Here is a 12456-nt window from a genome sequence, read left to right as displayed (position 1 = left end):
CAACTGGGTATATGCAGTCTCTTGTCTCCCAGAAAATTGCGTTAAGATCCCCTAAAACCCCTTGCCCAGCAGGCTTCTGCCCTAACTTAGCTGTAGAATATGTCAGTGATTTGGAGCTCAACTGCCACAATCCTGCCATTCGCGCCAGTGGTGCCTTGGCGCATTGCAGGGCAAGCCCCGCTCCCACACACTGAGAACACTCTGGGCCGTGGCCGCTCTGCAACGCCTGAGCAAATCCGCGATCCAGGGAACGCTCTAACTTTATTGCCTAACTCAAAAGGAGATCAGGATGAACAAGGCAGAACTTGTTGATGCCGTCGCTCATCGCGCCAATGTAACCAAAAAAGAAGCGGAGGCTGTCATTTCCGCCGCACTGGAGATCATTGTCGAAGAGGTCGCATCCCGCGATGAAAACGGTGAACCCAAGGGGAAGGTGACCCTGGTGGGCTTCGGCTCCTTTGAGGCTCGCAAGCGCAAAGAGCGAGAAGGTCGCAACCCGAAAACCAACCAAAAAATGGTGATCCCAGAGAGCATCGTCCCCACTTTTAGGGTGGGCAAGTCATTCCGCGAAGCAGTAGCAGGGGGGAAATCTTAATTTCGCCGGGTTGGGACTCGGCTGCTGGGTAGGGCGTGGAGCAGCCTCGACATGGTGGCAATTGGGCTTGGGGAGCAGCAATCGCTGGCTGCTCTCCCCAGGAGATTCTGGATTTTTCGGCCAGCTTGAATCCGCTGGGCCCACCGGAATCGGTCTTGCAAGCTCTGACTCAGGCGCTGTCTGCAGCAGACCCGGTTGTAATCAGCCGCTACCCGGATCCCGACTATCGGGACTTGCGCATCTGTTTGGCCAACCATTGGGCCGTCGATCCTGAGTGGATCTTTGTGGGCAATGGGGCAGCGGAGTTGCTCACCTGGGCAGCCCGGGATGCGCAAGGGCGGGAGGTATGGCTGCCCCAGCCTGCTTTTGGGGAGTATGCGCGGGCTCTGCGGGCAGCAGGGGTAACCATCAAGCCGCTGCCTTTTTTCCCCGGCCAGGGATCCGCCGGTTTTACCCTTCTGCAGGAACCCCTTCCGGTGGCAGGCAAGGGAAACCGGGTGCTCTGGCTGAACAACCCTCATAACCCGACGGGCTGGCTGATCCCGCAGCAAGATATCCTGCCTCTCCTGCCCCAGTTCGACCGGGTGGTGGTGGACGAGGCTTTTATGGACTTTTTGCCGGGGGAGCCCACCCTGAGCTTAAACTCCAGCCCGTCGGCAATGCCCCGCAGCCAAACCTTGATCCCCCACCTGGCGGCTCACCCCAACACCATCGTCATCCGTTCCCTCACCAAGTTTTTCACCCTGCCCGGCTTGCGCATTGGCTTTGCGGTGGGGCACCCGGATCACTGGCAGCGCTGGCGACAGTGGCGGGATCCCTGGAGCGTCAACGGATTGGCGGGAGTGGCAGTGGCGGCAGCTTTGGCCGATGAAGACTTTCGCCGGCGCACCTTGGCCTGGCTACCCGTGGCCCGAGAGCATTTGCTCAGGGGTTTGCAAGCGCTGCCCGGCTGGGATCCCTGGCCTGGTCAAGCCAATTTTGTGTTGGTGCGCTGCCCTGGCTCTGCCACGCAAATTCAGCGGGCGCTGCTGCAGCGGCACCGGATTCTGGTGCGGGATTGCCTGAGTTTTCCCGAGCTGGGAGATCGCTACCTGCGCATTGGCCTGCGCACCTTGGCGGAGCAGGAGCAGTTGTTATCGGCCTGCCGGGAGATCCTGGAGAATAGCTAGGGATTTTTCTGCGGGAGAAATTCTCATGCCCGAAGCTACCGCCTTTTGGCCGGAATGCAACGCCCCTATCGTGCGGGGGGTGGCCCATTACAGCGATCTGGAGTTGCTGCGGGCCTTTCAACGGCAGCCGGAGGTGGCCCGCTACTTCATCAGCCTGTTTTGCCGCTACTGCCAGTGGGTGGACGGGATCCTTGCCGAGCATCTGCCGCCAGAGCAATGGGCTGCCTATCGAGAGCAGGTTTGGTTGCGGCTTTACCTGCGCCTACAGCGCCTAGATGTCCACAGCCTTGTGGAAGAAGCGGCTGGCGAAGGGGATCCTGTGCTGCGACCCTGGCTGGCGGAGCAAACCCGTGAGCTGATTCAATCCCTTGACGGGATCCCCACCCGCCCTCAAGCTTCTTGCAGTCTCGACTCCACCAGAGGCGGGGCAAAGTCCTCTCTTTCACCGGCACTGGCCTGTTATTTGACTGCTGGTTTGGATACCTTGCCGGGGGATCTGCGCTTCATTCTGCTGCTGCGGGATCGCTTTGGCTGGCCACCGGTTCGCATTGCCGACCAACTCAAGGCTGACGGATATTACCTCGCCCCAGAAGACGTGGATGCCATCGTTGCCTCTGCCCGCCAGATCTTGCTTCAGAACCTACCGACAGATGTGCGTGCCCTCTATCTGGAGGCAAAGCCCTAGAAGACTGCCATAGCCCTGTGGCATGGTGGTTTATGGCAAGGTATGGGGCGCTGGCAATCCTTGTTCCCAAGGTGGGTTCTCCTGTTAGGCTGTTTCCGGCTGTAACAGTGGATCGGCATTGTTTGCTCTCCGACTTTACATCAAGTTGAGTGTGGGCTGTCTATGAGTCCTTCTCCGCTTCCCCCAGACCCTACCCAACCCCTGTCTCCGGCACAGCAGTCCCATTCACATCCAGTTCCTCAACTTGCTCTTCAGGAGGCGCTGAGCCATCTGCATTTGGATGTGCTGAAAGAACTGGAGCGATTCCGCCTCTGGCAGCGTTTGCAGCGCATGGACTCTGTCCCGCCCCCACGAGCAGGTCAGCTTGGGAATACCAGCTCTGTACAGCGCCCTTCACCTGTGCTCATTCAAGAGGTGGTGGAAGACTTGGAAGAGGAAGAGATGCCGCGGCCCTCCGGGGCCTTTTCGCCCCTCTGGGTCTTGCTGCTGTGGGTGCTTTCCTGCGCGGGGATCGGCTTTGGGGTGCGCTGGCTGATCTGGCCGGAAGAACTGTCCCTGCCCCAAAGTGCTGCCAGCAGGGCGGAAGAAGGGATCCCTGCCCAGCTGGATTTGGCCCAGTTGCCCCTGATCCCACTGGAACCGGTGGAAGGGCAGGTGGGAGAGGAGTTCTATTCCGGTGGCTTGGATCCGGATCGGCTGGCGCTGGGCTTGACGGCCACCCCGGACTTGAAGGACGTACAGGTGGATCCTCTTCAAGGCGTTCCTAACCTGCTGGACAGCCTGCAGACCGACTTGGCCTTGGCTTCCAAGGAACCCTCTCCCCCCAGCTTGCAAACGGTGGAGCAGTTGGCAGCCAGCCTGGAGCGCCCGTCCCAACCTTCATCGCCTACTTCTGCGGGATCCCAGAACGTGGTGCCCCTAAGCGACAACAGCGTAGACTCTCTGGGGCCGAACCGCGGCGAGGGAACCTTCTTGGTGCTCACTACCTACTCGGGAGATGAGAGCTTGGCACGTGCTCGAGAAGTTTCTGATGGGGCCTTTGTCAAAGATGTGAATGGCCAGAAGTTTGTGCAGTTGGCAGCATTTAAGCAACTGGAGTATGCCCGCTATCATGCGGAAACCCTGAAAAATAAGGGCTTTAACGTTACAATTGCTGAGCAGTAACTTTGGCCATCCCGTCACTGCTGACCTGCGCCAAAACCCAATTCATCCTGGTTGGCAGCAAACTTTGTATTTCAGGGATCCCATCTTGGGAGAAGAGCTGGAGTCGATCCCATTGTAGTCATTTCAAGTTAGGTTAAGACGCTTCCCAACTGCTCAGCGGTGCCGCCCAAGCCTTCCACGCCGCTTCCGCGACCACCCCTAGGCAATGCGACGGAACAGTTTCATTCCTCATTACGGTCGTTTCATTCCAACTAGGACACTGCACTCACACCTAAAACAACACTAAAACAAACGTTAAATGCACAGGGCCAGAGGGCTTTTCAAGGACTCCGTCCCGCTGGCGCGATCAGCAGCCCAGGAGTCTCACCCTAACCTGAAATAACTGAAACGACTATAAAATGACTGCGGCCGGCTGAAGACCGGAAAGGGTCTTAAGTTGGTTCGGAATAACTGGCTATAGATCCCGAATCCAAGGGATCCAAGAGAGAGGTAGCCGCTGCCAGATCCCTTCACTTCCTTCTGGATCGAGCAGGCGCCAGGCCAGCAACCCGGTTGCCGAGAGGAAAACCAGGGCCAGCAACAACGCAAGGGCATTCTGTAGGCTTTTCAAAAAGGGCCAGAGGCGGGCTGTGCTCGGCCCCACCTGAGCAGCTCCAGACCGCTGCCGCGCCTGGGCGGGGGGGTTCCCGGAAGCTGGAGAGGAACTCAAGGGACGGGCAGGTGGAGCGAGGGTAGAGGACGTCAACTGGGCGGCAGGAATGGGTGGCCCTGGTAACCGATTCAAAGCCATAACCACAGCCTGAGGGCGCTGCTGCTGACGCATCCACCGGTTCAGCTCTGCCAGAGAGATGGCACAGAGGTTGTTGAGACCCAGACCCTGAATTCGCCCCACCAAAGGCCGGTCGTTGCTGACCAAAACCACCAGCGTTCCCGGCTGCTGCTGGGCCAGGGCATAGGCGCATTCGGCAATCGCTTCTTCCAAACGTACCCTCATGGACTGATCGCCGGCACCGGCGCCACCCACCAAGGCACGGGCTTCTGAGACGGCAAACCCCAGGCTGGGCCAGTGGCGCAAAAACTCGCGGGCTGTCGATTCTTCTTGGGGATCAATAGCCTGCCGGCTCAGGCGTTCTAGCTCGGCCATCACTGCCTGTGGCAGCACACACACCCCAAACCGTGCCCACTCCTGCCATAGAGCCAGACGACCGGCCAGGATCACCGGGCTATCGAAGACGAGGAGAGGCGGGATCTCGGCCATAGAACATGCCAGCGCTGGACTTAACCTCAATTGTGCAGCTTCCCCGAAGACTTGGGTAGCAGGGATCCCTCTGCCAGGCAGAGGCGGATGGCCAGCGGGTAGAGGCGGTGCTCCTGGGCCTGGATGCGCCGGTAAAGGGATTCCACGGTATCTTCGGGCAGAACCGGCACGGCTGCTTGGGCCACGATGGGGCCACTGTCCATTTCCAGGGTGACCCGATGAACGGTGCAGCCGGCAATTTTCACGCCGCACTTCAGGGCTTGTTCAACGGCACGCAGGCCCTTGAAACTGGGCAGCAGGCTGGGATGCAGGTTCAGGACGCGATCCGGGTAGGCAGACAACAACACCTGGGTAACCAGGCGCATCCACCCGGCCATGATCACCCATTCCACGTGATGCTGCCAGAGCACTTGGAGGATAGCTGCATCCAGGTCTTCGCGACGGGGGTAGTCTCGGTGGTCGAGCAAGACGCAAGGGATCCCTCGCTTTTGGGCCCGCTGCCGCACATAAGCTTTGGGATTGTTGGTGATGACCACAGCAATCTGGGCCTGCAGTTCCCCAGCCTCAATGGCTTGGGCAATAGCTTCGAAATTGCTGCCATTGCCGGAAGCCAAAATGCCAAGGATCCCCGGTTGAGAGGGCGCTGGGATCCCGTCGGGATCCGGCCAGAGTAAGCTGGGCGAGTTCATGAGCGTTTGGTGGGAAAGTCTGCAGCCCCGCTATTATGAACTATCCCACCGCAAGGGCGATCCCCAGGAGCAAGAGCAAGATGACCCCTGAGCAGGAAAGCTTGTCGATTCAAACCGCAGCCAGCCTGTCCCAAGGTTTGGAAGCTTTGAACCGAGTTGTTCAGAATCACGAGGTGTTGATTGCCGAAATTCGAGAAGGTCAAGCAATGCTGGGCCAGTATTTTCGAGAAGCCCTAGACCGCTTTGACGAGCGCACCCGCGCCATTGAGCGTAGACCCAGCCGATCCCAACAATTGAGGCCGGATCTTATGGACTCCGTCCCACTGTGGCGAGCGGCCACCTGATCTAGAGTGGGAAAGCATGGGCAGTGGGTGTGAGAGCATGGCTCCTTTGCAAGGACGACGCCGGCGGTTTTGGATTTGCAGCATGGTAGTCATCCTGGCCGGGTTTATGGGATCCCTGCTGGCGGGATCAGCGCAGAACCTGGGAGCACAAGCGCAGCAGGGCCTGACTCAAGCCCAACTGGAGCAAGCTCAATATGTGCGCAGTTGTGGCAGTTGCCATGTGGCGTTGCCCGCCCAAGTGTTGCCCACTGAAACCTGGCGACGGCTGCTGCAGGATCCCAACCACTATGGCCAGCAGATCCAGCCCCTGAGCGGCGTGGCTTTACAACTGGCCTGGGGCTATTTGCGGCCCAACTCCCGGCCCCTGCGACAGGGGGAACAGGTGCCCTATCGCTTGGCAGATTCTCGCTATTTCCGTGCCCTGCATCTGCAAGTGGAGTTTCCCACTCCTGTGCGGGTGAGCGGCTGTGTGGATTGTCACCCCAGGGCCAATGGGGGGGATTTTGCCAGCCTCTCTGCAGAATGGCAATCTTGAGGAGCGCAACTGAGGCAATGCAGGTGGATCTGGCCACCATTTTGTCAGGCTATGCCCAAGGCTACTTTCTGATGGCCGACGAAGAGACGGGATCCCTGGCCTGGTACGGCACCGACCGGCACGCGGTGATCCCCCTCGATGAGCGATTTCACTGCCCCCGTTCGTTGCGGCCCTTGGTGCGCAGCGGTCGCTTTCAGGTGCGGCTGAACTGCGCTTTTGAGCAGGTGGTAGAGGGCTGTGCCGCTCGTCCCCAAACCTGGATTAGCCCCGAGCTGAAGCAGATTTACGCAGCTCTGCACCGGTCTGGCTTTGCCCACAGCTTTGAAACCTGGCAGGGAGAGACCTTGGCAGGCGGGATCCTGGGTATTGCCCTTGGAGCGGCGTTTATCGGCGAGTCGATGTTCTACCGCATCCCCAACGGCTCGAAGGTGGCCTTGGTGAAGTTGGTGGAGCACTTACGGGAGCGGGGCTTTCGCCTCTTCGACGCTCAGTTGATGAACCCGCACCTGGCCCGTTTTGGTGCTTTTCTCATGGATGGACAAGAGTACCTGAAGCTATTGCAGCAGTGCCTGGGGATCCCTTGTCGGTTCAATTAAATCTGCAATGTTACGATAGCCGCCGGCAAAACATTGCAGCGGCTCTTGGTGGAAAATAGAAAGGGAATCCGTCCCGCTGTTGCAGGCGGATACATCCTGTGGTGGGCCCACACATGGGATCCGATGGGGAGGTTGCCATGAGCCAAAAGCTTCTGTTTGTCTGTCTGGGTAACATCTGTCGCTCTCCCACTGCTGAGGGCATCACCAATCACCTTTTGCGCAGCAGCGGCCATAAGGAAGCAATTATCTGCGACTCAGCAGGTACGGCAGCCTATCACATCGGCAGCCCCCCAGATAGGCGCATGCAACAAGCAGCCCGATGCTATGGCCTAGAGCTACAAGGCAAGGCCCGCCAGATTCGACCTGCCGACCTGCGCGAGTTTGACCTGATCCTGGCTATGGATCGACAAAATTACCGCGACATTCTCAGCTTGGATCCCCAGGGAAAATATGCCGAGAAAGTGCGCCTGATGTGCAGCTATTGCCGCTCTCATTCTGACGAAGAAGTTCCGGATCCCTACTACGGGGGTGAGGCTGGATTCCATTACGTGATCGAGCTGCTCTGGGATGCCTGTAGCGGCTTGCTGGAATCCCTGGTTCCCGGGATCCAATGCCCACCGTTGCCCCCCCGTGCTTGAGAGCTTGTGTGTTTATTTAAAGTTAATTCAAATGGCGATGAGACGGTAGCCAGTACAATAGCTCCGTTTGCGATAGTCATTCCGAATAAGTCTGGGACATTTGCCCTGCCTTCGATCTCTAACCGGCCAACACAAACATACCCCTTATCTGTCTCCCAAAGCAGACTAGGGGAACCTGGGATCCCCAAGTTGCTTTCCTGCAGTCTGAAACAACCATATATCCTGGCCCAGAGGGATCCTCATCTAACTTAATTGCCTCTATTTCCGATCTTACTCTGTTCTGCCAATCTCTAGAAGGCACGAACCACCTCCCGGAGAACGGATTCTTGCAGATAGGGCTTGAGGGAGTCAGGCGTACCTAGATCAACCGGACTCTCTAAAATTTCCTCTAGATATCGTTTCAAGCGTGCAAAAGTGAACAATCCAACTGGACGGTCAAACTCTACTAGCAGATCGATATCACTGTCTGTTTGCGCTTCATCCCTTGCTACTGAACCAAAGAGCATTAGAGACTTTACGCCAAAGTCCTTCAGAGTGTTCTGGTGATTTGCCAGTAATGTAAGGACTTCCTGTTTTTGCATTACCCAACCTGCAATGAAAAGAAAAGTCCATTAGGAATTATAGCTCACCTATTTCCTCTCAATTACGACTCAAACAAAGATTCATAACGCTTTGCAGGTCGCAGGCACAGTTGAGCCGAGGCACACCTTGCAGAGGACAGGGATCCCTTCCCGTTCCAGCTCCGCCTGCCGTTGCCGCAAGAGCTCCGAATCCTGCTCGTCCCAGACCCACACCTCTTTTCCCTGGGCCCGCAGCAGCCGTGCAGCCGACCAACCCGCGATCCCCAGTCCCAAAACCTGATGGCCCACGTCTATCCTCTTGGAACTTTGGCTTGCAGATCTGCATCTTACGGCTTTGGCCGCTCTCTAGAGCGCAGCGCGGGGCCTAGGGATCGGAGCGACAGAGAAAGGAGAGAACCTCGCCCATTAGACGGTTTATGGCTTGGTACTTCTCAGGGGAGGCTGAGAGGATCTCTGCTTCCGACTGCACATAGGTAGATGGCAACAGTTCGTTGCGGCAGTGGGAGACAAGCCCTTGCACCAATTCTGGCGTGGTTTCCAAGTGAAACTGGAGGCCGATCACTGAGCGTCCAAGCTGAAAGGCCTGGTTCTCACAGCCTTCGCTCTTGGCAAGGTGAATTGCACCAGGGGGCAGCTCGAAGGTTTCCCCGTGCCAGTGAAAAACCTCAATCGAAGGCGGGAAGCGAAAGGCCAGCTCGTTAGCCGGTTGGATCCCTTGCACCGGCCACCAGCCTATTTCCTTAACGGGATTTGGAAACACCCGAGCCCCCATTGCGCTGGCAATCAGTTGCGCCCCCAGGCAGATGCCCAAAATAGACTTGCCAGCCTCGATAGCATTGCGGATGAACTCTTTCTCCTGGACCAGCCAAGGAAACGTGCTTTCGTCATTGGCACTCATAGGGCCACCCATGACGATGAGCATGTCAAATTCATCCAGGCTCGGCAATCTCGTCGATTCAAAGAACCTTGTGCCTGTTACAGGGTATCCCTTGGCTCCAAGCCAAGACTCTATGTAGCCAAGACCCTCAAACGGCACATGTTGCAGGTAGTGAGCGCGCATCTCAGCTTCAAGACTAACCTCCCGGCCTAGCATAGCCCCCGTGGCTTGCCAGGCTGCCTCGCTGTCACTGCTTCTAGAATCAGGCAGTCACGTTTCCGGGGGCTGGATTTCTTAGTGTACTTGGAGGTAGTTGATGGATCCCCTTAACTTCATCGTGCTCTTTACACTACTAAAGTTGACCCTTAAAAACTCGTCGGCATTGCTAAAAGCGTTGAAGAACAACGGTGTACCCGCAAACGAGAGAGGAGAAACTGGGCCAATGGTCATAAATGAGTACTCTCGGCTTTCAGTGTCAAAGGACGAGTGTGGGTCACGGAATAGCTGATAGAGATCAAGGGCTTTGCTACGCCCACCTACTAGCTCACTCAATGTCTTGAATTCAGCTCCCATACCTAAGCCGAAGCCAAAGAAAAGGATGCGCAGCTGCTCCAAAATCTCTCGGTGCAGACTGGATAGGGTCTGGCTAATGAATAGCCAGCCTACTCCGTACTTACGAGTGGTGCGTGCCGCATCAATCAAGATGCCCCGTACAGCTTTCTTCTCTTCACTCTCAGGTTCTTCACGGGGTGCAAGGCGGTGAGCTTCATCTATCAGCACCAGTGTGTTGAGACCTTGGCTTTGCCGATAGGCATATTCTGCCGCTGTGCGAATACCTTCCAATAGCCGTTTGATCACCAGCGCTTGTATCGTCTCATTCCAGAACAAGGGAGTACTCTGCGGCTGGGATTGATCTCCACCAAAAAGGGGGAGCGTATTCCAACTCGCAGCAGTTTGAGTTGCCTGTTCTATAGACAAGTCTATCACGACGAGAGGCCGCTGATTTCGATCAGAGTTAAACAGGCTGGCCAACAGCTGCTCTACTTTCTGTGCTCCTGATCGATCTTCACGAAACAGTTGCGTAACAGGAAGCCAAATTGTCTGATATAGGTCATTCTGATTGGCACCAGCCATCTGCTGACGGACTCGTTCCCTAGCCTCCTTCGAACCATAAAATCGCACCTGAATACGCTCTTCCTGCAAATATCCCCACGCTTTATCGAAACTCTCACGTTTGTGTAACTCGGCAAGATGTACACTGTCTTTCTGCAACTGCTCACTTATGGCCTCTGCGGCCTGACGCTGGTTTTCGACTGCTTTAACGCCAAGCCGCTGAAAGAATCCTGACTCCAAGAGGATCTGTTCAAACAAGTTCCACCGGTCCAGCACCAAATTCCTCACGCTATGCACATTGGTCGGCTTTCCAAGCCTGTCCAGGACTTCTTTCATTCGCAACTGGAATGCGCCTGGAACTGCCTCACCTCTCGCCTCTTTAGCAAATTCACCCTGCGGATCAATGACCAGGAGTGCCATCCCGGGATAGCGGGCATAGGCCAGCAGGATCATCTTAGCCAGCACCGACTTTCCAGAACCGGTTTTGCCAAAAATGCCCAGATGGTAGGCTTCGCCAGCACCCTGGGGACCAGTGTCGAAATGTTTGAACCAAAGGGGCAAAAGCGGTTTTGAGCCATAGACATGCCCCAGGTAGAAAAGCTGGTCACGATAGGGCGAGAGCAATTCGGATAAAACGGCATCATTGACAAGATGAATGGGCGTGCCTGTAGCCGGGACAGTGCCCAGGATACTGGGACGGTAGCCATTGGATTCAGCAGAGAAGACGGCGCTGATCGTCATCTCCCCTGTATGGGTATCCTGGCGTTCGCTGACTGTATCCACCCGCCCACGCTGACGAATCAGGCTGCGCATGGTGGGGTCTTCGTGCCAGACATTGCGCAGTTTCACCTCAGTAATCTGTCCCAAAGCATAATGAGAAAGCCCATCCTGGTAATAGCGAAACAGGGCCAGTTCCCCCACAAGCTTCTTGCTGACGGCTCCGGCCAAGATGTCCAGCGCCAATTCACTGGTAGAGGATGGTGACCCCACCACGCCAATCCGTTCCGCTGCATCCACAAGCTGATCAAGATTATTCGTTGGCATAGGATCAGACTCCTGACTCGGTGCGATAACCATGCAGGCCTAGAAAAACCTCACTAACGTCCCCCAAATACGTCTCAGCGATATGCTGGCTGGTAACCTGCCGAAACGTAGGGATGGCCTTGGGCAAGTGCTTGACCATACGATCCGCCATGTAGAGGGGGTAGGGCTCCATGACCGCCGGTGTACCGCATTGATGACGAATGCCATGGAGCACTGTGGCCAGGCGCGCCCGATTTTCAGATACCTTCGGGTTCATCTCCACTCGAAGAGCGGGAAGCCAGGGATAAGGACGATAATAAACGACCCGGATTTCACCCAGTAGAGCAACAATCTCCCTTGTTACGCCTTCTGCTTCTTGCTTGAGATTAGATGCGAGTGGATCCAGATTCAAGTGCCAGGGTTGAGAAGGCTGTTGGAGAACCATAGGGCCTGTGTATTCACCCGGCTCCAGCACAAAACTTAGAAGTCCGCGATCGTCGTGGGTATCAGGCCAGCCCATTTTCTGGCCAATTTCCCGTCTTGTCGTATATTTGGGTATCGCTACCCAGCAACGGTCGCTTCGAGCTGAGGCCAATACTGTTCGGTAAGCTTCCAGGAACGAGAGCACGCCCCCAAGAAAGCGGGCCGTCGTATGCAAATGTAAAGCATCCTGACTCTTGTTCAGCGCCTGATTAAAGTAAATGAGAGGGGTCGTGAGAGAGCCATCTATAAAGACAACCTCGTGCGGCGCTTGTGCTGCCAGTTCTAACTCCATACCGATCATCAGAGCACGCAGGATGGTGCCCGTTTCGGCTTCGTGCGCCTCCGTCTCTATCCAAATTCGGTGGCGAGGTTCGGGCCAGTAGCGCGTTTCTGAAGGTGGCGTCAAGCCTTCGACAGCCACAGCAGCTGCTGCAATCAGGTCGCTGGCTAACAATCGCTCAACAGCATAGGAACCATCTACACCGCAGGTTGTTGGAACAGACGTATAGGGAACCTCGGCATCGCGATGAAGCAAGCCTGCTCTCTTGAGGCCCTCTCGCCATTCCTCGCGACGAGTGCGTACTTGCTCAAAATTATCCAGCAGTTTCTGACCAAGATCCGCTGTGCGTTTGAGAACCTCATCAACTAAAGCAGCAGGAAGTTCGCCAAAGGGACGCTCTCCAGATTCCATTACAAATTACTCCAT

15 protein-coding genes are annotated in these 12456 nt (G+C 56.4%); 8 read left to right on the top strand and 7 right to left on the bottom strand.

The window, feature by feature from the left end; translation table 11 throughout:
• The first annotated feature begins 289 nt into the window (after window positions 1-289).
• The 4 genes from ACVW0C_RS08190 (at window position 290) to ACVW0C_RS08175 (ending at window position 3613) form a co-directional block, all read left to right on the top strand.
• Window positions 290-595: an HU family DNA-binding protein gene (locus ACVW0C_RS08190; protein ID WP_414352206.1), complete on the top strand. Its 306-nt coding sequence runs from the start codon at window positions 290-292 to the stop codon at window positions 593-595.
• Window positions 596-630: 35 nt separating this feature from the next.
• Window positions 631-1764, top strand: a complete 1134-nt coding sequence (gene cobD, locus ACVW0C_RS08185; protein ID WP_457384878.1) for a threonine-phosphate decarboxylase CobD — start codon at window positions 631-633, stop codon at window positions 1762-1764.
• A gap of 25 nt (window positions 1765-1789) precedes the next feature.
• A complete protein-coding gene (locus tag ACVW0C_RS08180) occupies window positions 1790-2449 on the top strand; it encodes a hypothetical protein (RefSeq protein WP_011432533.1) in 660 nt (219 codons plus the stop codon).
• 282 nt (window positions 2450-2731) lie between these two features.
• Window positions 2732-3613 carry a hypothetical protein gene (locus tag ACVW0C_RS08175; protein ID WP_414424117.1) on the top strand — a complete coding sequence of 294 codons (882 nt, stop codon included), beginning with the start codon at window positions 2732-2734 and terminating at the stop codon, window positions 3611-3613.
• A 454-nt stretch (window positions 3614-4067) separates the two neighbouring features.
• On the opposite strand, the gene ACVW0C_RS08170 is transcribed toward ACVW0C_RS08175, so the two are convergent.
• Together ACVW0C_RS08170 and purN are read right to left on the bottom strand one after the other, a co-directional pair.
• Window positions 4068-4871, bottom strand: a complete 804-nt coding sequence (locus tag ACVW0C_RS08170; protein WP_457384877.1) for a PIN domain-containing protein — start codon at window positions 4869-4871, stop codon at window positions 4068-4070.
• A gap of 26 nt (window positions 4872-4897) precedes the next feature.
• Window positions 4898-5560 (bottom strand): phosphoribosylglycinamide formyltransferase, encoded by a 663-nt coding sequence (purN, locus tag ACVW0C_RS08165; RefSeq protein WP_457384876.1) that lies wholly within the window; start codon window positions 5558-5560, stop codon window positions 4898-4900.
• 80 nt (window positions 5561-5640) lie between these two features.
• Between purN and ACVW0C_RS08160 the strand changes: the two genes are divergently transcribed.
• The 4 genes from ACVW0C_RS08160 to ACVW0C_RS08145 all read left to right on the top strand — a co-directional run bounded on the left by ACVW0C_RS08160 (window position 5641) and on the right by ACVW0C_RS08145 (window position 7673).
• The gene (locus tag ACVW0C_RS08160; RefSeq protein WP_414343434.1) at window positions 5641-5904 is read left to right on the top strand and encodes a hypothetical protein; all 264 of its coding nucleotides are present in this window, start codon (window positions 5641-5643) and stop codon (window positions 5902-5904) included.
• 82 nt (window positions 5905-5986) lie between these two features.
• Window positions 5987-6439, top strand: coding sequence for a hypothetical protein (locus ACVW0C_RS08155; RefSeq protein WP_457384875.1), 453 nt, complete (start codon window positions 5987-5989; stop codon window positions 6437-6439).
• A 17-nt stretch (window positions 6440-6456) separates the two neighbouring features.
• The gene (gene aat, locus ACVW0C_RS08150) at window positions 6457-7035 is read left to right on the top strand and encodes a leucyl/phenylalanyl-tRNA--protein transferase (protein WP_457384896.1); all 579 of its coding nucleotides are present in this window, start codon (window positions 6457-6459) and stop codon (window positions 7033-7035) included.
• Between the two features lie 137 nt (window positions 7036-7172).
• Window positions 7173-7673 carry a low molecular weight protein-tyrosine-phosphatase gene (locus tag ACVW0C_RS08145; protein ID WP_011432541.1) on the top strand — a complete coding sequence of 167 codons (501 nt, stop codon included), beginning with the start codon at window positions 7173-7175 and terminating at the stop codon, window positions 7671-7673.
• Window positions 7674-7963: 290 nt separating this feature from the next.
• On the opposite strand, the gene ACVW0C_RS08140 is transcribed toward ACVW0C_RS08145, so the two are convergent.
• From ACVW0C_RS08140 to ACVW0C_RS08120, 5 genes are all read right to left on the bottom strand, one after another.
• Window positions 7964-8254 carry a nucleotidyltransferase family protein gene (locus ACVW0C_RS08140; protein ID WP_011432542.1) on the bottom strand — a complete coding sequence of 97 codons (291 nt, stop codon included), beginning with the start codon at window positions 8252-8254 and terminating at the stop codon, window positions 7964-7966.
• An 81-nt stretch (window positions 8255-8335) separates the two neighbouring features.
• Entirely contained in the window at window positions 8336-8542 is a 207-nt protein-coding gene (locus ACVW0C_RS08135) for a hypothetical protein (protein ID WP_414381071.1), read from the bottom strand.
• Window positions 8543-8618: 76 nt separating this feature from the next.
• Complete coding sequence (locus tag ACVW0C_RS08130; RefSeq protein WP_414521761.1) at window positions 8619-9314, bottom strand: type 1 glutamine amidotransferase; 696 nt, start codon at window positions 9312-9314, stop codon at window positions 8619-8621.
• 111 nt (window positions 9315-9425) lie between these two features.
• Window positions 9426-11288 carry an ATP-binding protein gene (locus ACVW0C_RS08125; protein WP_414521760.1) on the bottom strand — a complete coding sequence of 621 codons (1863 nt, stop codon included), beginning with the start codon at window positions 11286-11288 and terminating at the stop codon, window positions 9426-9428.
• Window positions 11289-11292: 4 nt separating this feature from the next.
• Window positions 11293-12441: a DNA double-strand break repair nuclease NurA gene (locus ACVW0C_RS08120; RefSeq protein ID WP_414348239.1), complete on the bottom strand. Its 1149-nt coding sequence runs from the start codon at window positions 12439-12441 to the stop codon at window positions 11293-11295.
• Window positions 12442-12456: the final 15 nt, after the last annotated feature.

This window comes from Thermostichus sp. OS-CIW-26 (assembly GCF_054058395.1).
Note: the sequence above shows the minus strand (reverse complement) of the source record. Positions and strands in the feature narration are given on the sequence as shown.